Annotated in this window: 27 protein-coding genes and 1 pseudogene; 12 read left to right on the plus strand and 16 right to left on the minus strand. The window is 22.4% G+C overall.

The window, feature by feature from the left end; genetic code table 4:
• Window positions 1-825: a hypothetical protein gene (locus AACK81_RS02870; protein ID WP_338962440.1), complete on the plus strand. Its 825-nt coding sequence runs from the start codon at window positions 1-3 to the stop codon at window positions 823-825.
• Between the two features lie 36 nt (window positions 826-861).
• Here AACK81_RS02870 and AACK81_RS02875 read toward each other — a convergent pair whose 3' ends face one another.
• The 14 genes from AACK81_RS02875 to AACK81_RS02940 all read right to left on the minus strand — a co-directional run bounded on the left by AACK81_RS02875 (window position 862) and on the right by AACK81_RS02940 (window position 12796).
• Window positions 862-1068, minus strand: a complete 207-nt coding sequence (locus tag AACK81_RS02875) for a hypothetical protein (RefSeq protein ID WP_338957961.1) — start codon at window positions 1066-1068, stop codon at window positions 862-864.
• A 16-nt stretch (window positions 1069-1084) separates the two neighbouring features.
• Window positions 1085-1207: a hypothetical protein gene (locus AACK81_RS02880; protein WP_338962443.1), complete on the minus strand. Its 123-nt coding sequence runs from the start codon at window positions 1205-1207 to the stop codon at window positions 1085-1087.
• 4 nt (window positions 1208-1211) lie between these two features.
• On the minus strand, window positions 1212-2807 hold the full coding sequence (locus AACK81_RS02885) for a hypothetical protein (RefSeq protein ID WP_338962446.1): 1596 nt from the start codon (window positions 2805-2807) through the stop codon (window positions 1212-1214).
• The gene (locus AACK81_RS02890; protein ID WP_338962448.1) at window positions 2791-3570 is read right to left on the minus strand and encodes a hypothetical protein; all 780 of its coding nucleotides are present in this window, start codon (window positions 3568-3570) and stop codon (window positions 2791-2793) included. The genes AACK81_RS02885 and AACK81_RS02890 overlap by 17 nt, the downstream gene beginning before the upstream one ends.
• A 16-nt stretch (window positions 3571-3586) precedes the next feature.
• Entirely contained in the window at window positions 3587-4777 is a 1191-nt protein-coding gene (locus AACK81_RS02895) for a hypothetical protein (protein ID WP_338962450.1), read from the minus strand.
• A gap of 219 nt (window positions 4778-4996) precedes the next feature.
• Window positions 4997-5947, minus strand: a complete 951-nt coding sequence (locus AACK81_RS02900; RefSeq protein ID WP_338960236.1) for an IS30 family transposase — start codon at window positions 5945-5947, stop codon at window positions 4997-4999.
• Window positions 5948-6023: 76 nt separating this feature from the next.
• Window positions 6024-6332 carry a hypothetical protein gene (locus tag AACK81_RS02905; protein WP_338962452.1) on the minus strand — a complete coding sequence of 103 codons (309 nt, stop codon included), beginning with the start codon at window positions 6330-6332 and terminating at the stop codon, window positions 6024-6026.
• On the minus strand, window positions 6332-6460 hold the full coding sequence (locus tag AACK81_RS02910; RefSeq protein ID WP_338962454.1) for a hypothetical protein: 129 nt from the start codon (window positions 6458-6460) through the stop codon (window positions 6332-6334). The genes AACK81_RS02905 and AACK81_RS02910 overlap by 1 nt, the downstream gene beginning before the upstream one ends.
• A gap of 55 nt (window positions 6461-6515) precedes the next feature.
• The gene (locus AACK81_RS02915) at window positions 6516-9338 is read right to left on the minus strand and encodes a hypothetical protein (protein ID WP_338962457.1); all 2823 of its coding nucleotides are present in this window, start codon (window positions 9336-9338) and stop codon (window positions 6516-6518) included.
• Entirely contained in the window at window positions 9307-10086 is a 780-nt protein-coding gene (locus tag AACK81_RS02920; protein ID WP_338962460.1) for a hypothetical protein, read from the minus strand. The genes AACK81_RS02915 and AACK81_RS02920 overlap by 32 nt, the downstream gene beginning before the upstream one ends.
• A 33-nt stretch (window positions 10087-10119) precedes the next feature.
• Window positions 10120-10602, minus strand: a complete 483-nt coding sequence (locus AACK81_RS02925) for a hypothetical protein (RefSeq protein ID WP_338962462.1) — start codon at window positions 10600-10602, stop codon at window positions 10120-10122.
• A gap of 3 nt (window positions 10603-10605) precedes the next feature.
• On the minus strand, window positions 10606-11964 hold the full coding sequence (locus tag AACK81_RS02930) for a hypothetical protein (protein ID WP_338962464.1): 1359 nt from the start codon (window positions 11962-11964) through the stop codon (window positions 10606-10608).
• A complete protein-coding gene (locus AACK81_RS02935) occupies window positions 11958-12353 on the minus strand; it encodes a terminase small subunit (protein ID WP_338962466.1) in 396 nt (131 codons plus the stop codon). The genes AACK81_RS02930 and AACK81_RS02935 overlap by 7 nt, the downstream gene beginning before the upstream one ends.
• A gap of 161 nt (window positions 12354-12514) precedes the next feature.
• Entirely contained in the window at window positions 12515-12796 is a 282-nt protein-coding gene (locus tag AACK81_RS02940; RefSeq protein WP_338962469.1) for a hypothetical protein, read from the minus strand.
• 718 nt (window positions 12797-13514) lie between these two features.
• Here AACK81_RS02940 and AACK81_RS02945 point away from each other — a divergent pair.
• The 10 genes from AACK81_RS02945 to AACK81_RS02990 all read left to right on the plus strand — a co-directional run bounded on the left by AACK81_RS02945 (window position 13515) and on the right by AACK81_RS02990 (window position 21888).
• Entirely contained in the window at window positions 13515-14099 is a 585-nt protein-coding gene (locus AACK81_RS02945; protein WP_338962472.1) for a UPF0236 family transposase-like protein, read from the plus strand.
• Between the two features lie 487 nt (window positions 14100-14586).
• Window positions 14587-14934 (plus strand): SemiSWEET family sugar transporter, encoded by a 348-nt coding sequence (locus AACK81_RS02950; protein ID WP_286642184.1) that lies wholly within the window; start codon window positions 14587-14589, stop codon window positions 14932-14934.
• Window positions 14935-14939: 5 nt separating this feature from the next.
• Window positions 14940-15308 (plus strand): SemiSWEET family sugar transporter, encoded by a 369-nt coding sequence (locus AACK81_RS02955; RefSeq protein ID WP_338962479.1) that lies wholly within the window; start codon window positions 14940-14942, stop codon window positions 15306-15308.
• Between the two features lie 155 nt (window positions 15309-15463).
• Window positions 15464-16747 carry a methyltransferase domain-containing protein gene (locus AACK81_RS02960; protein ID WP_338962481.1) on the plus strand — a complete coding sequence of 428 codons (1284 nt, stop codon included), beginning with the start codon at window positions 15464-15466 and terminating at the stop codon, window positions 16745-16747.
• An 11-nt stretch (window positions 16748-16758) separates the two neighbouring features.
• On the plus strand, window positions 16759-17508 hold the full coding sequence (locus AACK81_RS02965) for a protein phosphatase 2C domain-containing protein (protein WP_338962483.1): 750 nt from the start codon (window positions 16759-16761) through the stop codon (window positions 17506-17508).
• An 84-nt stretch (window positions 17509-17592) separates the two neighbouring features.
• Window positions 17593-18564, plus strand: a complete 972-nt coding sequence (locus AACK81_RS02970) for a serine/threonine-protein kinase (protein WP_338962486.1) — start codon at window positions 17593-17595, stop codon at window positions 18562-18564.
• 12 nt (window positions 18565-18576) lie between these two features.
• Window positions 18577-19458: a ribosome small subunit-dependent GTPase A gene (gene rsgA / locus AACK81_RS02975; protein ID WP_338962489.1), complete on the plus strand. Its 882-nt coding sequence runs from the start codon at window positions 18577-18579 to the stop codon at window positions 19456-19458.
• Window positions 19459-19471: 13 nt separating this feature from the next.
• Window positions 19472-20158 (plus strand): ribulose-phosphate 3-epimerase, encoded by a 687-nt coding sequence (locus AACK81_RS02980; RefSeq protein ID WP_281749492.1) that lies wholly within the window; start codon window positions 19472-19474, stop codon window positions 20156-20158.
• Entirely contained in the window at window positions 20148-20810 is a 663-nt protein-coding gene (locus tag AACK81_RS02985) for a hypothetical protein (RefSeq protein ID WP_338962493.1), read from the plus strand. Before AACK81_RS02980 ends, AACK81_RS02985 begins: the two co-directional genes overlap by 11 nt.
• 172 nt (window positions 20811-20982) lie before the next feature.
• Window positions 20983-21888: a hypothetical protein gene (locus AACK81_RS02990; RefSeq protein ID WP_338962496.1), complete on the plus strand. Its 906-nt coding sequence runs from the start codon at window positions 20983-20985 to the stop codon at window positions 21886-21888.
• A gap of 144 nt (window positions 21889-22032) precedes the next feature.
• Here the strand turns inward: AACK81_RS02990 and AACK81_RS02995 are convergent, their stop codons facing one another.
• Together AACK81_RS02995 and AACK81_RS03000 are read right to left on the minus strand one after the other, a co-directional pair.
• A complete protein-coding gene (locus tag AACK81_RS02995; protein ID WP_338962499.1) occupies window positions 22033-22383 on the minus strand; it encodes a hypothetical protein in 351 nt (116 codons plus the stop codon).
• Window positions 22384-22663: 280 nt separating this feature from the next.
• Window positions 22664-23233, minus strand: a complete 570-nt coding sequence (locus tag AACK81_RS03000) for a hypothetical protein (protein ID WP_338962501.1) — start codon at window positions 23231-23233, stop codon at window positions 22664-22666.
• 344 nt (window positions 23234-23577) lie between these two features.
• Here AACK81_RS03000 and AACK81_RS03005 point away from each other — a divergent pair.
• A pseudogene (locus AACK81_RS03005) lies at window positions 23578-24681 on the plus strand (MupG family TIM beta-alpha barrel fold protein).
• Window positions 24682-24761: the final 80 nt, after the last annotated feature.

The raw sequence follows: 24761 nt of genomic DNA on the forward strand, positions 1-24761 counted from the left end.
ATGCCAAATACAGAAAATTCACAATCAAATTATACTTTATTAAAATTAATAAGAACTGGAATAAGTCCAATTTGTGCAATGATTGGTACAAGTGCTTATTATGGTCAACTTATAGGTAATCCAATATTAGGTAGTATTAATTCATTATTATTTAGCAAAAAATTAGGTATTGATATATGAAATTTAAATCAAATGCCAAGTTTAAAAAGTAAACTATTAAATTCAAGTAAAAAAATAGCATTAGGATTAGGAACAATTGGAATAGTTAATTATGCTAAATTTACTAACTCTTCAATTAATCCTAATCCAACAGAAAGTCCAATAACTACTACTGTTGACCCTTTTCCACCAGATTTATTATTAAGTACTACTAATAATAATGATAATCATTTAATGGATTGAGATACATTTATTAGTCTTAACTCATATGGTATTGCAAATTTAGTTGCTGGAATTACTGAATTAATACCAAGTAAATTTGAAACTATACGTAAAATAGCAAATATGGCTACTGGTGGTTGTTTGATTAGTAGTGGTGTTGCTATGGGTATTAATAATGATTTTAATAATGCTTATGCAGTTCCTACAATAGTTGCTGGTGCAAGTGAAATTATTCATAATTTATTACCAATTGATACAAATCATAATAATACAGAAATGCAAGAAACACCATTTAATAATGAAACTACAAGATTAATTAATGATAATAGATTTACTATTAATAGTGAAACAACTAGTCAATACGGTAGTGATAATATGAGCGAAGTACCATTAAATTATGATAATGCTTCATTAAATTGAGATTATAATCATATGAGTTTATAAATAAATAAAAATGCCTATTAAAGGCATTTTTTACTATTAATAAATACTTTTTATTTCTGGTTGTTTATTAATAGAATTTAATTTACTTTGTAATTTATTAATTTTATTTTGTTTTTTAAGTGCTTTTTTATTAGGGTCTGTTAAAGATTTACCAAATGCAACTAATGCTTTTCCTAATTTAATTAAAACATAACCTCCATTAATACATAAATTAGCAACTATAATAATTGTTGTAGTATCCATATTAATCACCACCTTTCTAAAATATTTGATTAATTTTTAATACAATTTTTACTATAATAAATATAATTAAACCAGCAACAGCCGAAGATAATAACACTCGAATTAAACCTAAAATAATTTTTATAATTTTAAAAATCATAATCTTATTCCTGTAATTCTTCTAATTTTTTAAAAATATAATCTCTACCCATACCCCACATTATTCTATTGTTATAAACATTAATTTCAATTTGTTGGTTATTATTATTATTATTTGCTATTCATAAACTACTTTTTACAACGCTTGTATCTAATTGATAATAAAAATTAATTATTTGTCAACTATAATTTTTATTATTTTCTTGACGTGTATAATCCCCATAACTTATATATATTCTATAATGTGTTTTATCTTTAAATATATATTTTATATAATTTTGATTATTATTATTTTTATCTGTTATAATTTCTCCTACTTCTTTTCAATTTGAACCACTTGGAGTTGGTTGTGGTTGTTTTTCTAATATTTCATTAATTGCTTGTAATAATTTTTTATTTTGAGTTTTTAATATTTGATATTCATTATTTTCTAATAAATCCTTACAAAGTAATGAATTTTCTTCATCATTTAATGAAACTTCATTTGTTTCAGTATTATATTTAAAATAATCATTTGAAAATTTTTTATCTTTTATTTTTTCTTTTAACTCATTAATACCACCAACAATAGTTTTATTAGTAGTTTCTAAATTAGGATTTTCAGTACTAAGAGCATTAATAGTAAAAGCATATGAAAATTTATCTATATCCACTTTATCTTCTAATTTTTTATCAATTTCTGATTTATTATAATAATTAGTTAAATTTGCACTAATGGTATTAGTTTCATCAATATTAATATTTGAACCAACAGTTAATTTATCTTGTTTTTTATCTAATAATTGATTAGTTTCTTGTTTATTATAATAGTTAGTTAAATCTGGAATTTTACTATCAACATATTCTTTAGTTGTAGCATCACTTAAAAATGTAGGGGTACCAACATCAATAATTCTTTTTCCATTAACATCAATACCTTTATAATCTTTTGACTTTATAAAATTAGGATTATCTTTATCAACTTCTCATAATGAATCAATATTACTATCAACATTAAATTTTAATTTAGGTATAGTATCACTAACATCTTGAATAGTAATACCAGTACCTTCAATTAATCCCATTTTTTGTAAAAATGTTTTATTACCAGAATCTCAAGTAATAACTCTTGTATCACTTTCATCAAATATACTAGGTGTATTAAAATTATCTGTATTACATGAAATAGGATTATTAATTGCTTTTCTTGGAGTATGTAAATTTGCTTGTTGTAATAAATTATATACTTCCATTAATACATAATCTGGTTCACTTGGTGGACTAATACTACTTGATAAACCATTACCACTAATAGATACTGAACTTCTTATAAATGCCATTCCATCAGTTAAATAATATATAGTCATTCTTGCTGTTGCTCTTTTAACTAATTGTTGTTGAGTTTCATTAAGATTTTTAAATCCTATTACTTCAATTTGATTACCAGTAATAGTATTAATTCTTTCACTTGAAATAGCAATTGCCATAATAGTAAAATCAGTTTTAGTATTATCAGTAGTAGTTTGGTCTGCATCTGGTATAAAACCATATATAGTTTTTAAATCATCTTTTGTAATATAATTTAAATTTACATTTCAATCAATATTATTTTTGTTTTCCATAATCTTTATACCTTCCATATCCTTGTACTGCTTGTGATTTATTAACCGTACTAATAACTGATTTATTAGGTTTAGTTACTGCTCTATTTAATTGACTAACATTTTTTCTAACAGTAGAATTCATTTCTTTTCTAGTTTTATTAACTCCACCTAAATACTCTCTAATAAAAATACTATTAGCACCCGTACCATAAGCACCCATAGATTTACACATATCAATTCAAGTTTCTCTTCAAACATTAAAATAATCATATGATTTACTTAAATTTGTTCTATATGTTAATGTAGCAATACCATACGTACCAGATTGTGCTTGTACTACGGGAGTTCATATACCACCTGTTAATGCACTACTAGAAAGATTTACATAAACTCCAATCATACTGTCATAATCTTCTTGTGTTAAAGAATTCATTATTATTTCTTTACCTTTATCCATTAATGACTTACCATTTAAATATTGTTTTTGAATATGTTGTAATTTAGCAATATTATTATTAGTAATATGTGTCATTATTTTTTTATGAATTACTGGTAAATTTGTTAATTTTTGTAAAACTTGTTGAAATTCAGCTAATTCTTTTTGAGATTTACCTTGTCCTAATACTTTTAACATTAATTGATTTTTTAATATTCCTGCTGGATTTTTTAAAAAACTATTAAATAATGAATTACTTTTTTTAAATTTTTCTATTAATTCAGCAGTTTGTATATCACTAACAGCAGTTTCTAATATCATTCTTAATAATAATATAATAGGCATTTAAATTACTTCTTTATTACTTCTTTGTAAAAGTTACTTGTAAAGAACCATCATATAAAGTTTTACCTTCAACATTTGCACTTGTTGCTGTTAAATTTGAAAAATTAGCATTACCTTTTTGATAATTAGGATTTTTAGCAATAACTGCTTTTTCTACTTCATCTGCAGTTGGAGTATCACCAGCCATAGTTATTTTTCCTAAATTAGTAAATTCAATTGCTGTGGCAATATCTATACTTGAAGTAACTGTAAATCCTTTAACTAAATCTGGACGTAATGCTTTACCTTCTGAAACTAAAAACTTATGAAAATTCTTAACATTACCATTTGTTTGTAAAACAAAAGTATTATCTTGACCACGATTAAATGGAAATGCTATTGATTCTTTATGAACTAATACAGCATCACATCCTAAAAAATTAAATGATTCTTGTTTATCAATAACTCCAGCAGGATAATTTCTTCCTAATCAAGGACATTCTATAATTTTAATACCACCAATTTCTACAATTTTACCATCTTTTAATGCTTGTGAAGCACTATCACTACCTAATGTAGTTATTGATAATAATACTAATGGTTTAAAAAAACTAGATACTCATAATACATAATCTTCTTCATCTGTACCAATATATTCATCAGTAATTCTTGCTTTTAATGTTGCTAATGTATTTGATATTTTTAATCATAAAAGCATTCTATAATCATCTATTTTTGGATTACTTGGTAATGCAATATTAATAATTCCATTATCTTTGGCTGTTTTAACTGCTAATGCTAATAATTTTGCTACTAAATATATTTCTACTGATTTTGCTTTTGCATCAATTCAACTTGATGCTAAACTATCTGATACAAGAACATTACCATCCTCATATCTTGCACCTAATAACTTTAAATCTAATGTTTCTTCTTCAAAATTAATTTCTTTCTTTTTATTTAAAAGAATTTGAACTGTATTCACTGCTGTTAGATTATTGGCACCAGCACCTGCTGTATAATCTTCAGTAGGATTTCTTTTCGTAATATTATAAATAGCAGTACCAGCATCTAATTGTTCTCTATTTTCTACTGTTGCATTAATTAATGCTACTCTTTTTGATAATAAAACTTTTAAATTTTTAATATATTTTACTGATAAATCTAATTTCCCAGTTGGATTACTTGGGTCATTAATTGTTGTTGATTGTGTTGTAATAATTGCCATATTTTTAACCTACCATTCCTATTTTTCTAGTATCTACTTCATCTTCTTTTTCTTCTTTAAATTTATCTTTTACATCTAAAGAATTACTAATATTTGTATCTTTATTTTTATTAAATAAATGTGGAAAATCTTTATTTAATAATGATAATTCTTCATCAATATCATCTTTATCTCCAAGATATCTTTTTAATAAATGCTAAATTGTAAAGGTAAGTGCAACTAAATTATTTTTCTATCCAAATATTCGATTGGTGAAAGATAATTTAGTATTTTTCTTGGTCTTTGGTTTAAAGACAATATAAATTTATGAACTTCATTTTTATTAGTTTTTGAAAAAATAAATTTTTTAGGAAATTTTTCTCTAATTAAACCATTAGTATTTTCATTAGTACCTCTTTGTCAAGGTGAATATGGATTGGCAAAATAAATTTTTATATCTAAATTTTTTTCAAGTTGTTGTCAATTTGAAAATTCTTTGCCACGATCAAAAGTAATAGTTTTAACAATGTTTTTAGGAAGAATTGATAAATAATAACTAACATTTTTATTAATAACTTTAGTAGTTCTGTTTTTAACTAATATTGCTAAAGTAAATCGTGATACTCTTTCAACTAAAGTTATTAAACATGATTTGCTTTTACCTCGTGATGATACTATAGTATCTCCTTCTCAATGACCAAGTGTTATACGATCATTAACATTTATATCTCGTTCTTTAATTGATTTACCATTAAACTTGCCACGATTTTCTTTAGATTTTCGTTTTTTACCTTTTCTTCTTAAATTTTTACTAGTAACTTTATCAAGCATTCCAAAATAAATTCAAGTATAAATTGTTTTAAAACTAATAACTCACTCTTTATGAAAATTTTTAATTCTGCCATAAATTTGTTCAGGTGATCAACCTAATAGTAATTTTTGTTGTACATATTTTACTAAATTCTTATTTTTAAACTTATGAAAACTAATATGTGATTGTTTTCGATTTTCAGCTTTATTTTGTGCAATTAATGAAAAATAATGATTATTATCTTTATTTCTATTAATTTCTCGAATAATAGTACTAATACTTCGATTAAGATTTTTAGCTATTTCACTAATTTTAAATTTAAATTTCAATTGATTCTCAATATAAATCCTTTCATCTATGCCAAGATGTTTATAACTCATATAAAAACTCCTTACTTTTTTCTAAACTAAATTTAGCATTATGAAATTTTTATATGAGAATTTTTTGCAATTTTATTTACTTGCACTTACAAGTATAACTCAGCAAATTAATATTTTCTTGTGATAAATTATATTTTTTATAACTTTCTGAATGTCTAATTTCTCTATCTTTATCAGTTTTTTCTTTATATAAAGCATTATATTTTTCTTCTAATTCTTTATATTTATTTTCTAAAGTTGGTTCTTTAACTTCTTCAGTTTCTGGTTCTTTTGTATCTTCAGATTCAGATTCTTTTTCAGTATTTTCTTCTGATTTTACTTCTTCTTCTTTAGTTTCTTCTTGTTCATCTTTTTCTTTTTCTTCCATAGTATTACCTTCTTTCATTAATATTTTAATTTCATTACTAGGGTAATTAATAAATTTTCTACTTCTAATTTTTTTAGGTTATTATCATTAATTACTTTTAAACTTTCTATAACAGCATAAATTTCATTAATTGTTTCATTTACCATAATTACCACCACCTTTCTAAGTTGAACTTTTGGGATTAATTACCAATGACGTAGTTTAAAGATTTCAATTAGCATTAGCAAATCCAGATTTTAGAATTTTTGTAGGTGCATCAAATGTAGTTATAAATTGATATTCAATGATAATTAAATTATCATCTTGACTTTGATATGCTTTTGTTTTAAAAGCCATTATTTTAAATCATGTTGATGAAGGTATTGTGTGACCACTACTTGGAGTATCATTTGTTCATAATAAATCATTAATATATATATTATTTAATCTTTCTGCATTTGTTAAAGAAGCAGTTTGACTAATTGGTAAACTAGTACGATTATTTATATTAAATATCCAATTATTATTAGTATCATTATGATTTCCAGAATTATTATTATAAATAATATCCTTATCTTGAAAAAGGGCAGTATCATTTTGGTTATCTGGTAAATTACCAATATCATTTAAATTTATTTTAATAGGTGTAAATCAACTTTTTGAATTAGTATAACTCGGATTATCTGGAGAAAAATTTCAATTATCTTTCATATTTAATGTAAAATTAAATGTTATACTTTCATAATCTTCTTTAAATTTATCAACATTATCATAACCATATTGATTTATATAAATACCAATACTATTATGAAATTTACCTTTAACATCTTCTAAAATATGTGGTCTCATTTGAAAAATATCATTTAGTGATGCTTCTAATGTTCTATTAATATCATTATTAATCCCATATTGACTTTGATTACTTAAATCAATAAATATAGGATGTGCTCTTTCTATTAATGGTGGTGGTTGTATTGCTTGTGGATAATTAAATGGTTGGTCAAATTTAAAAGTATTATTTGCTAAAATAAATGTATTTTGAATTAATCTACTATTATTACTTGCTTTACCAACTGTTTGATAAGTACCACTTCAAATACTAAAATTATCATTAATAGCACCACTTCTATTATCTGGCATTGAATAAAATGTGATTTTAAAATTACTTTTACCTACAACTTTAATATCAATCATATCAATTGCTCATTTTAATATATTTTTATTAGTAAAATCTGATTCCTTTAATAAAGGATTAATATCATTATCTGGTGGTAATAAATATATTTGTGTTTTATCAGTTTTATCTAATTGAACTAAATTATCAGTTGTAAGATTATAACTATTAATACTAGTATTATCATTAATATTAAATTTTGACATTGCTAAACTATCAGTTAAATTAAATGTAAATGATGTCATATGACTTGCTGTTCCAGCAACAGATTGAATAGCATCTGGAGTATCATTTCTAAATACATCGAATGGAATTAATGCTGGATTAGTACTTTGTGAACTATATAATAATGTTGTATAAAAATTATATAATTCAGTAGATATTAAACCATTGATATAAGGAAATTGAGGTATTAATAAATTACTACTTAATTTTGCTCCAATATCTAAACCACCAACAAAAGCATTCATAAATGAGCCAAATATAGGTATAGTATTAAGATTAATTTTAATAGTTTCTCTGATTGTTAACGGTATTTCACTAATAGGATTATAAATAAAATAATGTAATGCATTAATAGTATTTAATTGTTTAAATTTATTATTATTCATATTATAATGAGTATTACCAATAAATTTTTTATTATTTTTATTATAATATTGAAAATATGGATTACCAGCCGTTGCATAATTATAATTTTCAATTTCTGCACCATTTAAAAAATTATTATCTCAATAATTTACTAATCTATTTGATACATCAACTTTATTAGTATTTTTAGTTTTTTCAACATTAGTTCTTAAATGACCTTCATAATGTTTAGTTGCACCATCATCATAATTTGGTGCAATTACTTTTTGTCAATCTGAATAACTATCCATAACACTCTGTCCTTGAACAGTTAATACATAATTAGTTTCTGGTAATGCTTGAAAACTTACTGGGTCATATGTACTACATTGATATTCTCATGGAAATAATAATTTACTTGGATATTGTCTATATTTATGTTGTTTAGTATTTTCAGGATTATTATCAATCTCTCTACCTCATAATGCTATTGAAATAGGTTCTACTGAACCATAAAAAGATATTTGACAATGAGTAACTGGTAAAGGTGTTAAATAATTTGAATCTAAAATAATATTATTATTTTCATCTAATGCTGGTAATGCTACTGGGTCAGCAGGTGCACCTAATTGTACATATTGATTAATTGCTAATCCACTATGCGCTAATTTATCATTTAAACTACTAAAAGTACATTGAATATAAGCCAATTCTTTATTTTCATTATTATATGTTTTACTAGCAACTTCAAGAATATATCATTGTCTATCAACTTTAATACTTTTATCAGTATTTATAACTTTATTAATTTCTGGAATCATATATAACTTATATAAATTTGAAACAATATTATTAATAAAATTAAAATTCTTTTTTTCATTTGGAATATTAATAACTACATTTTTAATTGCTTGTTCTTGAATAAAAGCATTATTTGCTGGTGTTGCTGAATAAGTAATACCTAATTGGTCTGATAATATATTCCCATAAAACACATCACCAATTTGTAATTGTTTATATGCTTCATCTGGATTATCTTTATTTTGAATAGGATAATAAGAATGGTCTCAAACTGCTTGTATTGCTTCTCTACCAGTAAATATTTTACTAAATGAAGTATAATCATTAGGAATGCTAGTTGGTGGTTTATAACCAGTTTCTGTTGAATTTATAGCACCTAAAATAATAGTAAAAGGACATACACGAAATTGTAAATCTTTATTTTGTGTAAAATCTTTTTCAATTTCACCAGTTGATTTTCAAACTGTTTTAATTAATTGATGATTTATTTTCGGTATCATTTTTAGTTTCTCCTAAAAAAGTATTATTAAATTCAATTTCTTCTTTTTGATATTTTCTATTTTCTTCAATAATTTGTTGTGCTTCTTCTTCACTAACACCATATCTTTTTACAATAATTCTTTTAATATTAGTAATACCTAATCTTAATTCTGCTTCATCAATTTCAAGTGATTTTAATCTATCTGTAATAGTATTTTCTTTAATTTCAAATGTTCATTTAGATTTATCACCATCTAATTCCATAAGAATAAAACATCTTTGCAATATTTCATTTCAATCATTTTGATTTAAAGTTCTTTTAATTCTTGTAGTTTCCATATCTCTTGAATTAGTAATTAATACTTCTGCTTCAGTTTTTTGACTTGTAGTATCATTTACTGGACTATAGCCACTACCCTCAAATGCTTTATCAATAATAAATTGTATAAATTCACCATATTTATCTAAAATGGGATTACCTTGTAATATTGCAATTGGTGGTGTTCCACTAGTACTTCCCATACTTCTTAAATTTGCTTGTAAAATAAATTTACCTATTAATTTTTTTAAATCAAAAGCAGTTTTAGATTGATTTATTTCTTGTTCAGTAATATCTAAAAATACACGAGTTATATTACATTCAAGTTCATGTTCAATTGATTCAAATGTTTTATTTAATAATTTTTGTAAATTTTTAATTGGAGTCATATCTGGATAATAATCACCAATAACTCCACCAAAGAAATTCTTTTTAGGTAAATTTTGCATAAATTTAACTGGAATAATACCTAAATTATGATTTTAAATTAATGGTAATTGTAAATCTTTACTTATTTTTTCTTGTAAACCATCTAATGTAACTGTATCACTAGTAAAATATCTAATAATTTGATTTGGAGTATATGTTGTTTTAACATAAATATTTTGGTCATCATATTGTACTCTTGACCATGTTGATGCACTATATTCAGTTTCTAATACTCTAGCTACTCTTGATTGAGCATATGGTTGAGCAAAATTTAATGCTATTCTTCCAGTTTTACTTCTATCAATTTGAACAATACTATAACCATAACCAGATTTAATATGACAATCTTGATAAAATAAACTATCAAAATTATTTCATTCTTTTAATTTTTCAATAGCATTTTTATATTCTGGATGTTCACTTGTTAAAGTATAACCATTACCTCATAATAATTTACTTGCATGATTTGCTATTATTTCTTGAAGATTTATCATACATCACTTAGGAGTTAATATTTCAGTATTATGATTATTCATATGTTACTTCCTTTCAAAATAAGGATTTATATTTGCACTTAAATTTCTAATATATGGTTCTATAGCATAATCAAATGCATCTCGTAAATGGTCATTACCCGCTAATGGTATTTGTTTAATACTCTTAGGGTCTCATACAGCCAATCTAAATTCATCTAATAATGCTTGTGCATTCATACTAATATTTAAGCGTTCTGATGCCATTAAAGCCACATTCTTACCTATTCTAAATTCAAGTCTTAATTTCACACAATCTTTAAAATATAGCCATGAATTAACTTGATATTTAATTGCTGTATCATTTAACATTTCAATAAATGTATAATTACTAAAATCACAATATACAGTTAAACCATATTCATATAACAAATTATTTTCTTTTGCTAATTTAATATAAAACTCAACTACTAATCTTGCTAATTGTTTATTATCATAACGAATTAATTTATTTTCTATTTTTAATGAATCAATAACATTAACAAATTTAAAATTATAATCAAATCCTATTAATAAACATGCTAAAGCATCATCTTTAAATCCATAATCTAATCCAGCACTAAAGCGATAACTTGGTTGTAATAATCTACTAATTTTATGAATTAAATGTGAATATATTCCACCAGATTCATAACCTACTAAACCATGACTTCTGACTCTTGCAGATATTGGGTCTAGAGCTTCTAATTCTAATAAACTTTCATCTTCATGTTTTGGTAATAAATAATTAAGTTTTCAATTTTGATAATGAACAATTCTTTTATCTTTTTCATTAAAATAAAATTGTTCATATTCATTAATTATTTGTTTTTCATTTTGTGGACAATAAGTAACTACATTTTTAATATAATAATTTAAAATACTTCAAGGATTACAACTATTAATTTCTAATAATTGACTATAACCACGAATAGCATCTGCCATATCTTGTCAATCTTTTTCAGCAATTTGATGTGCTTCATCAACATGTCTAATTACATAATCATATTTTGAATTATCTGGTAAACCAGTTAATTTAATTTCACTATTATTTTGTTTATATAAAGCACGACATTCAATTTCACTATCTTTATATTTAATAGTTTTACGTGTTTCAGAAAGTGTATAATCTAACCCAATTGCAAATAATACTCATCTATTTTTTAATTGATTTCAAGTATCATATAATTGTTCACTCATATTTCTAAAAACATAAGTTTTAACTTTTGTATTAGGTAATACAGTTGCTTTACATTCAAAATCAAAATCTTGAATAGTTTTACCAGATTTACGACTACCTAATTGGTCAATTCTTTTTACAGTTAAAGATTTTTTATAATACATTTGTTTTAAAATATCATTAAGATATCCAAAATGTTCTAACATTTATTTTTACTCTTATTTTCTAAACTAATTGCTATAGGGGTGGTATTATCATTATTTTTTATATCAATTTTTGTAGATAAATGATATTTATTAACATATGCTCTTTCTAAATATCATGAAGAATTAGAAGAATGTGACTTTAAATATCTTTGTAAATTTAAGTGTTCAATTTGAGAATGCGCTCAATTAATTTGTTGTAAAAAAGTATTTCTCTTTTTTTCTTTTCATTTTTTTAAAGTATTTTCAGTTATATCTAAATAAATTAACATTCCTAATTTAGTAGGTATTTCATCAAAATCTTTACAATGAATAAAATAATTTTCTAATGCTTCTCTTAATTTTGTAGCATCATTAAAAATTGTTCTTATTTTTATTTTTTCTTCTTGCACATAAAAATCTCCTTTCATATGCTTTAAAAACATAAAAATTTATGCTATAATTAATATAATCTTTAAGTTAGAACTGGGTCGTAATAACTTATTAACTTTATTAATTACTTCATATACTTTTTTATTTAATTTTTATAATATAATTATAACAAAAAATAGCATTATACTGCTATTTTTTTATTTACTTTTTTTAATTTGATTTTAAATTTAAACATTTTTTTAATTTTATTTCCTAAATTTTTTCAAAATTTATATTCGGGATGTTGTGATTTATACATAATCATACAACCAATAAAAGTACCTACTATAGGCAATGAAATTGTTATCAAAAAAATACCAAAAATTTTATCATTATTACAATATTTAATTCCATAATGTATTAATAAAATTCATGTCATTTCTACTACTATTATTAATAATATCCATAATGTTCTTTCTAACATTTTTATTTTCCTTTTCTATTTATATTTTTCTTTATTGTACATTATTTTATTAAAAAAGAAAAGATAACTAATAAAAGTTATCTTTTAAACGTAAATAGAATTTGCAGTTTATTTTATCGTTTTTTAATATTATACTCTAAAATCTGAAATCACTAATATTTTAGCAAAATATTTTCAAAAAATCCATGATTATGATGAATATTTTTTTCTAAATAGAAATAAAAATCAATATAAAGTTGCTTGAACATGTAATAGAACAGTAAATACTCCAATTGGAATAGGAACTTTTAGACAAAGAGTTTATTGAGATGAAATAAATAAAAAACATTATTATCCAATTTATGAAGAATTTGGGATTAAAAAAAGAGCAAGAATTACTAATGATTTATATTTTGAAATATTAGATAATTTAATTGAAAATTTAATAAGTAAAAAAGGTTATTTTAATATTCAATCAGAATTTAAATATACTTCTTTTTCTAAAAATCTTATTTCAAGAATTTTTAAAAATGCAAAAATTGAAAAATTAATACCAGAACAAAAATTTAAAGTATTAGATAATGAAAAATTAAATATATGTGCAGATGATGCTTATATAACTTGTTGAGATGAAAATGGTTTAAAACAGCAATATTGTTGTAGACTTTTAACTTTTAATTTAGGTAGAAAAGAAATTTATTCATATAGAAATAAATTAGATAAGAAAATAACTTCATTTATGTTATTTAAAACTAATAATGCTCCAAAACAAGAAGAATTACATAATTTTACAATGCAAACTATTAATAATCATTATGATATTAAATTAAATATATTTGCTATTAATTGAGAATATAATAATTATAATGTAGTAGTTGCTGGGGATGGTGCATTATGAATTAGAGCAATGGCTAGTTGATTGGGTTGTTATTATATTTTAGATAAATATCATGCTTATAGTTATTTATGAAAATCTTTTGTTAATGTTCGTGGTAAACATCAAAAGAAAGCACTTGATTGAACAAAGTATTTAGATGTAACAACTACTTTTTCAAATGGTAAGTATAATGAATTAATTACTATTTTAGAAAATAATCATAATAAAGTTACTAAAAAAACTTATAATTATTTTAAAAATAATGAACAAGGAATTATTAATCAAAATGCTGATTGAAATATTGGTTGTAGTGCTGAAAGTGATGTATATCATTTTTTAAAATCTTTAACTAATGGAGCAAAAATATATCATCATCAAACATTGAATAATATGTTAATAGCAAAAGCAAATTATTTAAATGCTAGAAGTTATCTTAATAGTACTTAATAAGTTAAAATTTCATATTTTTTATTCTAATTTTAAAATTAGAATTTTTGTGTTGTTTAAATGTAATTTTATAATTATATTTTTTAATCTTTTTAAAATTTATGGTATAATTTAATTAACAAATCATAGAATTTGCAGTTATATTGTTAATGTTACTTCATAGTTCTAAGGGTTAATCTCATACGTCCTTTGACAACCGCCCTTTTATATTTATTGTAAAATTAAAATTTTATTTAATTTTTAACTAATATTTTTTAAATTTATTATTTTATTTTAAATAAATTTTTACTATTTTAGTGGTTTTTTATTTTTTTATTATAAATTATTTTTAATTTTTTTAGATTTATTTGAAAAAATATTAATTAAACACTTTCTATTTTAAATGATTAAAAGTAAAATAATGTTTTTTTAATAAAACAAGAAATAAATATATTAATAGTTTTAAAAAAACTACTAAAATATTTTTAAAATTTAATGGAGGATGAAAATGCAAACTTTTATTGGAATTATAGGTTATTTAGCCGGAATATTATCTATTATAACATTTATTCCACAAGCAATAAAAACAATAAAAACTAAGGAAACTAAACATATAATCTTATCAACTTATATAATTTATAATATTGCTAATCTTTTTTTCTTGATATTTGGAATACTTTCAGTAACATTACCAGTAATGTGACCAGAAGGTGCTGATACTCTTGAAATTGCAATTTGAGGTTCTACCTTAATAATACCGTATACAGTAACAATGACTGCAACTAATTGTATTATTTATGTTAAAGTAAAAAATATGAAAACGTTGGGCGAAAATGCTAGAACTTTGGAGGAATAAAAATAATGGCAAATACTGAATGATGAATTATTACTATAATAGGGATTATTGGAGCACTTGTTGCTGTTATAGCATTTTGTCCACAATCTTTAAAAACAATAAAAACTAAAAAAACAGATGGTATTTCTTTACTTACATTTATTCTTTATACAACAGCTAACAGTTTATGAGTATTATGGGGCATTATTCATTTATCATATCATGGCGGATCTGAATCAACAATTTTAATGAAAGATTTAGTTATAATTTGTGCTAATACACCTTGTGCAATATGATCAGGAATTATTCTTGGTATTAAAATTAATAATATGTATAAATATGGTGAAGATTGTAAAAAATGAAAAGGTAAAGTAAATATAAAGAGCAACTTTTAATAGTTTAGTTTTTATTAAAAATAATAATTTATTACTAAAAATGCATTGTAATGATGCATTTTTTAATAGTTATAATAGTAAAATACTTATCAAAATTAAAAATAATAATTTAAGTTATAATATATGTATAATTAAAAATTTTGTGGGGTTAAATAATGATAATTCAAAATGATGTTTATAAAATTCTAGTACAAGTAATCCTAGAAAAAGGTCATTGTAATGTTTTATTAGCACAAATGATGCGAGATAAAAATCTAACATTATCAGAAAAAGAAGCAATTGAAAAGATAGTACTAGGAACTTTAAAAAATCAAATTTATTTAGATTATATATTAAATCAAATATGAAATGTTTTGAAATCAGTAATTACTATTCCTTTTCACATAACTATTTTATTATGAATAGTTTTATATGAAATCTATTTTTTAGAAATTACTAATAAAGAAATTTTCATTGAAAATACTTTAAAAAAAGTAAGCACCATTGATAATAAACTAACATTTATTATTTCTAAAGTATTAGATTTATGTTTTACTGAATTTAGATCAGAATTTAACTTACAAAAAGAAAGTAAACAAAATATTAAATTAATTAAATATAGTTATCCTAGTTGATTATATTCTTTAATAAAATCACAATTTAGTATTAATATTGCAAATCAATTGATAAAAGATAACTTAAAAATGCCATTAATTAGTTTTAGAGTTAATACATTAAAAACTACTGTTAATAAAGTGTTAAACAATGAAAATTATAAATCTTTTAACTTTTGTTTAAGCGAGATAGTATCTGATGGTATTATTAGTTCAAAGTCAATTTTTAACACAAAATTATATGAAAATGGTGAAATTATTAAACAAGACCAAGCAAGTATGCTAGTTAGTCATTTTTTAGATCCACAACCATATGATGAAGTATTAGATATGTGTGCAGGAATTGCTAGTAAAACAGCTCATATGGCAGCTTTAATGTCTAATCACGGTAAGATAGTTGCTTGTGATATCAATGAAGAACGATTAAAAATTGGTGCTACTTATTTAAAAAAATTAGGCGTAACAAATACTGAACTTAAATATGGTGATTCTACAATATTGGATTTTAATAATAAGTTTGACAAAATTTTAATTGATGCTCCTAGTACTGCTTGAGGTTTAATTAAAAGAAAACCAGAAGTTAAACTTATCAATTGAAGTAAAGAAGAAATTAATCACTTAATTACTGTTCAAGCAAAATTATTAAATAAGGCTTATCAACTTTTAAAACCCGAAGCGATAATTGTGTATGTTACTTGTACTTTCAATATTAAAGAAAATCAAAATCAAATTGAGAAGTTTGTTAAAAATCACGCAGATATGACAATCATTGCAGAAAAACAATTTTTTGGTTTTAATAACAATACTGATGGATTTTATATTTGTAAATTAAAAAAAGGAATATAGGGGGTCAGTTTATGAAAATAAATGCTAGTTATAAAACAGATGTTGGTAATTATCGTACAAATAATCAAGATGCCGTTTTATATTTAACAAATAATACGGGACAAGTTATTGGTGTTGTTTGTGATGGTTTGGGTGGTCATAAATGTGGTGAAGTGGCCAGTAATATGGCTGTTAGTATGTTAAAAAAATTTTTTGAAACAACAGATTTTACTAAATTAAAATACGATAAACAAATTCATGCATGATTACAAGAAAAGATAGATATTATTCAAATTGAAATGAATAATTTTAGTTTAAGTAATGAACAAGCGCTTGATATGGGAACAACTATGGTAATAATTTTAATTACTAATAACAAAGCTTATTTAGTAAATATTGGTGATTCACGTATTTATCAATATAGTGAACAAGGATTAAAACAGTTAACAGTTGATCATAATATTTTAAATCTATATTTACAAAAAAACACAACTAAAGAATCAAGTGTTGATTTAAATCACACTTATTGAAAGGCATTAACTAGTGCTCTTGGTCCACGTAAGCCATTAAAAACCGATATTTTTCATTTACCCTTAATAATTCCATCATATTTTCTTTTAACTAGTGATGGTGTTCATGATTTTTTAGAAGAATATGAAATAGTTAATATATTAGAAAAAAATGGAAATATTAATAACAAAGTTAAGTTATTAATTAAGCAAGCATTACTTAATGTTTCAACTGATAATGTTACTGTATTATTAATGGAAATAAAATTTTAGTCTTTTGACATTTTTGTGTAAAATATAAATTATAAATAAGTTAGTAATTTTTAAAAAATAAATTTAAAAGTAATGGTGAAACTAATGGAAATAAATAAATTATTGAATAATCGTTATTATATTTTAAAAATTATTGGTTCGGGTGGTATGGCTAAAGTTTATGAAGCACAAGATAAATATTTAAATCGGCAAGTTGCTTTAAAAGTAATTAATCCAATTTCATCACTAGATGACTTAATAAAAGAACGATTTTTGCAAGAAATTAGAGCAGTATCTAGAGTTAGACATCCCAATGTTATTTTGGTATATGATGTTTTTATTGATAAGAAAGATTGATGCTTAGTTTTTGAATTATTAGAAGGTAAAACATTAAAAGAATATTTAAGTAATTATTCAGTTTTATCAGTTAATGAAGTTATAGTTATTATGAAAGAAATTTTAAAAGGGGTTAATGCGTGTCATGCAGTCAATATTATTCATCGTGATTTAAAACCCGAAAATATTATTTTAACTAGTAGTGGAGCAATTAAAGTTTTAGACTTTGGTATTGCTGTTATTGATGATTATGAAGTTAAAAAATACGCTAATCAAGTTGTAGGAACAATGAAATATATTGCTCCAGAAGTAGTAAAATTTCAAAAACCAACAATTCAAAGTGATATTTATGCTTTAGGTATTATATTATATGAATTATTAGTTGGTAAACCACCTTTTTTTCATAAAAATCCACAAATATTAGCGGCCAAACATATTAAAGAACCAATGCCATTAATTCATGAAATTAATAAAAATATTCCACAAAGTTTAGAAAATATTATTTTGAAGGCAACTGCTAAGGATATTAATGATCGCTATCGGACAATTAGTGAATTGAGTAATGATTTAGATTGTTGTTTAAAAACGGAAAATAAAAATAATATGTTATTTAAGAAAAATTACTTAAATTCACAAAAATTAAAAAAACCATTTTATTTAAAAAAAGAATTTTTATCATCTTTAATTTTAATTATATTATTACTTATTGGTGTTATTATAAGCATATTAATTTTATATTAATTGGAGGACACTATGAACTTTAAACAAGGAATAGTTATTGGAGTTGCAAATAACTTTGTTGAAGTAAGAATTGAAAATCAAATTTATTCTTGTTTAATCAAAGGAAATTTAAAATTTCAAACAACAAAAATTTTAGTTGGTGATTATGTTAAAGTTAATTTTAAAGATGATAAAAATCCTTTGGTTGAATCAATTTTACCTCGATTTAATGAACTATATCGACCAAGCATTGCTAATGTTGATCAAGTATTAATTGTTAGTTCTCTTGTTAATCCTTTTCTTAGTAGTTTTCTATTAAATAAATTATTAACTATTTTTAATTATTATCATTTAAAAATAATTTTAATATTTACAAAAATTGATTTGGTAACTAAAGATAATGAAGTTTGAACAAAAGTTAAAGCATATCAGAATTTAAATTTACCAGTAATTTTTATTTCAAATGTTAAAAAAAATGGTATTGAAGATTTAAAAAAAGTTTTTACAAACAAGTTATCAATATTAACAGGTACTTCAGGAGTGGGAAAGAGTTCAACTTTAAATAGTTTGGATAATAATTTAAAACTATGAACACAGGATATTTCTACAAGTTTAAATCGTGGTAAACATACCACAACTAAAACTCGCCTTTATTTTTTACATGATGGTATTATTGCAGATACACCTGGTTTTTCGGTCTTTCAATTGCAAGGTTTAAGTAGTATTGATATTGCTACTAATTTTCCTAGTTTTACTAATATTTGACAAAATTGTAAGTTTCGTACTTGCTTACATCAGCAAGAACCAGAATGTGCAATTAAAAAAGCAGTTGCAAATAAAATAATTTCTGGTTTTTTTTATGAAGATTATTGTAAAATTTTAATAGAATTCAATAAAGTTAATAATTTAAAATAAAGGATGGTAATATATGAAAAAAGAAGTAACAATTGCCGCTAGCATTTTAACTGCTAACTTTCTATCTTTAAAAGATGATTTATTAAATTTACAAAATGCAGGAATTAATTGAATTCATTTTGATGTTATGGATCATCATTTTGTTGAAAATTTAAGTTTTGGTGCAAAAATATTAAGTGATGTATGTAAATTTAGTTCTAATATCAATATTGATTGTCATATGATGGTAAAGATAACAACATTAAAAGTATGTGATTATTTAAAACCATTTATAATTTTACCGCAAGTTAAAAATATTACTTTGCATTATGAAGCATTAACAGAAGAACAATTAAAAGAATTCCTGCAATGAAAAAACCCTGGTTTTAAAAAAGGAATTGCCATTAATCCTGATACACCAATTTCAAAAATTTATGATTATTTGAAAGATCTTGATACAATTTTAATTATGAGTGTGCAACCAGGTGCGGGTGGACAACGTTTTTTAGATTTAACTATTAATAAAATTAAAATGTTAGTAAAACATATCGATAATAATTTTCCAAATATTACAATTGCTGTTGATGGTGGCATTAATAATTTAACAGCAAATGATTGTATTACTGCTGGTGCTAATTACCTAGTAGCGGGTAGTTATTTATTAAATAGTGATAATTCAGTAAAAAAACAAGTTGCGATGTTAACAAATTATGAAAAATAGTGATATTAAACAATTAGTAATTGTTTGTCGTGATTATAATTTAAATTGAGAACAATTTATTAATCCAATTTTTATTGGTGTTGAAACTGGTATTTTATCATTATTAAAATATAAAAAACCAATTAAGTTTATTTGTGGTGATAATGATACCGTTAATAAACAACAGTTAAAGATTTTAAATGATCAAAGTAAAATACATAATTTTGAAATTATTACTTTTAATAAAGAAAAAGATTTTATTGATAGTGAACTTGCGATAGTTACTGCAATTTCCAAAAAAATTAATTTTCAACAAATAGTGATAGTAAGTGATGGAATACGTTGGGATATGTTACTTGCTAGTATTAATATAATAAAAAAATATGAATGTTTTAATCCAATTTTATTAGGTGAAAATAATTATTGTTTTTTATTAAAAGCAAAATCAGAATATATTTTTTACAATTGACAATTAACATATAAATATATTTCTTTTTTTAGTTTAGACAATGAAGAAGTAATTTATAATTTTAGTGGTTGTAAGTTTTATCCAAATCAGGATATTACTGTTACTAATAATAGTACACAAACTATTAGTAATGAATTTAACAAAAAAGAAAGACCAAAACTAATTATTAAAAAAGGAAAATGTTTAGTTTTTTTACATAAATAATTTTTTAAAATTTAGAAAAACTAATTATTATTTTATGCCAAAAGTATATTAATAAAATCTTAAAAAAAGATAGTATAATAAAAATCATAAACTTAATATAAGTTTTATAACCCTTATTTTTATTAAAAATAAATGGGTTTTTTTTATTTTTTAAAAGAGGAGAAATTAAAAAATGGTAAAAGAAAAAATGTTATCTGCAACAAAGTTAATAAAAAAACTTGAAAGTATAAAGTTAAAATATCAAAAACAACATAATACTCAAATTCCTTATTTTAAAAGAATTATTGAAGAATTAAAAGGAATATTTTTGGTTGCAGATATTCCTAATGTTATTAAAAATCTTAAATATCTTCAATATAATTGTGGAAAAAGTACAAAAAAATATTCTGATAAAGCAATAATGCCAATTTTATCTTTGTTTACTGTAACTATTAGTTTTTTAGAAGCACAAGCAAATAAGGGAACATTGTCAATAGATTTTAAAAATATATATAAATATGATTTAAGTAATGTTTTAACTACTTCAGAAGATAAGTTATTTGTATTAGGTTTACAAACTGATTTAGAAGTTGAAATAAAGCATAGAGATAGTTCTAAAAGTTTAGATGATTTAACACTATATGATAGTTCAGACATTAGTGAAATTTTTAAAGAAATGCAAGAAAAAATACATGATTTAAAAATACTAAAAGAAGCTAAAAATAAAATATGTGGACAAATTAATAATTTTAATTTGAATTTCAAAAATGAAAAACAATTATCAAGAAGATGGTGACATTGACCACTTAAATTTTTGACTTGTGGAATGTGAGAAAGTAATAAAATTAAAGCAATTAATAATAAATATAGTAAGGATAGTTTTGATAAATTAATTTGCGAACATAATGGATTAAATACTAAAATTAATAAGTTAGAAAGTGATATTGAAATTTTAAAAACTAAAGTTAATAAATTAGAAAAGAAAACTAAAATATTAGGAAGTAGTAGTTTAAATTATGGTAAAAAATGAAAATCAATAAATGATTTAGATGAACATAATATTGTAGAAAAGAGTTTTTCATATCAAAATTTATTATAAGACGTTATTATTTGGTGATAATTTATTTTTTTAATTTAAAATAAAAATTAATCTCTTTAAAATTTTATTTTTAAAGAGATTAATAATATTTTTTGTTAAAAGGATATAATTTAAGCAATAAGAAATAATAATTATAAAATTATTTTAAATTTTAGTAGTTTTAGATATTTTACTTGGAAGTAATGTTGTGGTTGTAATTCCCATTAGTAGTAATAAAGGTCATTCAAATTCTAATAATGTATCTAAGTCTAATTTATTTGTTAATAAAAAACCTAAATATAAAACTACTGTCAATAAAAATGCAAATATTATTGTTAATAATTTAATTATAAAATAAAATTTAAGTTTTTTTAATTCGTATTTATCATTTTCAGTTTGTTCATCATTTTCTTTTGAATTCAAATTATTTTTAGTTTGAATATCAATCGTTTCGATAGTTTTTTTTAATTTTTGATCATTTTTATCATTTGTTTTTTGAATCTGCTTTTGTTTCATTTTATCCTCTTTTTTTAATTTATATAGTAATAAACACTTATAGTATATCAAAAATAATAATTAAATAAGATAAAAAAGTATAAATGTTTGTTTTTGTTTAATAAACACTAAAAATTTACCTTTTATTAAGTAATTACACAAATTATTTATAATGTAATTGATTTATTTAATTCATCATCATATTCTTTTAAAAGTTGTTTTGAATCGTTTATAATTTGTTTTATTTCTGGTGAATATTGTTCCATTTGTGCTTGTGATACTTCGAACCTCCCTATTCTTATTAGTTCAAGTTCAATTTTTTACTAATTTTTTCTTCTTTTAATTCAGAAGAACAAGATCATAATGATAATGGTTCATCTGAAAATAGCTTGCTTTCTAATTCTTTGATTTCTTTTCAAATATTTTTAATTTTTTCTTCAATTTCTTTAATGTTCATTTTTTCTTTTTTACGTTCTTCATTTAAATTTAGTATATATTCTGTAATTCCAAGTTGGTCATCATTAATTTCAAAAAATGTAATTAAAGATGTTAATATTTTGATGCCAGTATTTTTGCTATTTTTTATTATTTGTGCAATATTTGGAAAATCTGTTTTAAATTGTGTTCAGTTTTTTGATTCTTGTTTATTTTCATTATCTTGTAATGGTTTTTCTTCAAATGTTTCGAATTCTTGAGATTGTTGAAGATTTTCCTCATTAACTTTTGTATCATTATCTAAGATTATAGTTTCAAATATTTTTAATAAATATTCACCTGGTATTTTTTTGTTAATATTTTTTATTGCTTCTTTTTTTCTTTTTTCTCATTCATTTTGTAATAGTTTTTCTTTTTCTATATAAATTAAAGGCATATCTTTTAATCTTTTTCCTTTCTTTAATTTTAATTTAATAAAAAACCTAATATAAATAAATTTCTATATTAGGAATCAACTTTTATTAAATTATAAATAAATATTAGCATAAAAAATAATTATATTTATAAAGTTAATACTTAACATGAATAAATGTAAATTATAGATTTATTAATGTATAAGGTGTATTAAAATTAAGATTAGCGTAGTCAATTTTCTTATTTTTATGTAGAAGTAGTTATTTTATCAAACTAGGAATCCTTTACATTATTTATTGTAAAAATTAAAAATTATTAAGTTACAAAATGATAAAATTAATATATAAAAAGTAAAGGAGGAAGTAAATGGAAAAAATTGGTGCTGCAGTTTATTTATATTTAGCAAATTTAGAAGAAATTAAAAATTATACCGAATTATTAGCCAAGAATAATATTAGAACTATTTTTACAACTTTAATTAGTTTTAAAAAAACAGATTATGAAAATTTAAAAAAATTAGTAGTATTAACACAAATTGCTAAAAAGTATAATATGCATGTTTTTGCAGATATTAATATTGAATTTATTAATGAATTTAATCTGAATCTTAATAAACGACTTGATTTCATAAAGTTTTTTAAAATGTATGGTTTATCGGGTATTCGTTGCAATGAAGGAATTGATATTAAACATTAAGCAAAATTAAGTCAAAATCGTTTAAATTTTAAAATATTTATTAATGGTTCATATGTTGTTAATGATATCAACTACTTAATATTATTTTATAAAGCTAATGTTAATAACCTTATTAGTTGTTATAATTTTTATCCACAAAGATATACCGGTGCTGATATTGACTTTTTTTGTTTAAATCAATCTGAAAGCGTTGTTAATAAAATTTCATTTGCCAGCTTTGTTACATTATTAGGAAAAGATAAAATTGGACCTTGAAAATATAATGATAATTTACCAACATTAGAACTGCATCGTGATTGACCATTGGTAACACAAATTCGTCATTATATTGCTTTATGCATTGATATGATAATTATTGCTAACCAGTTTTTAACAGAATATGATTTGAAAATGATAAATGAAATTGATTATAAAAATTTATCGTTAAAAATTGAGTTAAATTCTAATATTACTGATAGTGAACAACAGATTCTTTTTGACAAAAATATTCATAAAGTTAGATCTGATTTAGCACGAGATATAATTCGTAGTGTTATTTCTCGAGTTATATATCAAGAATTGGATATCCCCGCTAACAATACTAATCAATGATTAGAAAAAGGTGATGTTGTTATTCTTAATAATAAAGCATAAAATTATCGCGGTGAATTACATATTATTACAAATAAAATTAAAAATGATGGTATTCGTAACGTTGTTGGTAAACTTTCTAAAGAAGATTTAAATTTTATTCTATTTTTAGTGTCAAATCGTTCATTTAGATTTATTTTATAAATAAATTTTTATTTTATTTATTAAAAACATAAACATTTAAAATATGATAAAATCATTAAGTATTATTAAATAATAGTTAG

Origin of the sequence: Spiroplasma endosymbiont of Lasioglossum villosulum, assembly GCF_964020195.1 — a bacterium.
Classification (GTDB): Bacteria; Bacillota_I; Bacilli_A; order Mycoplasmatales; family VBWQ01; genus Spiroplasma_E; species Spiroplasma_E ixodetis_A.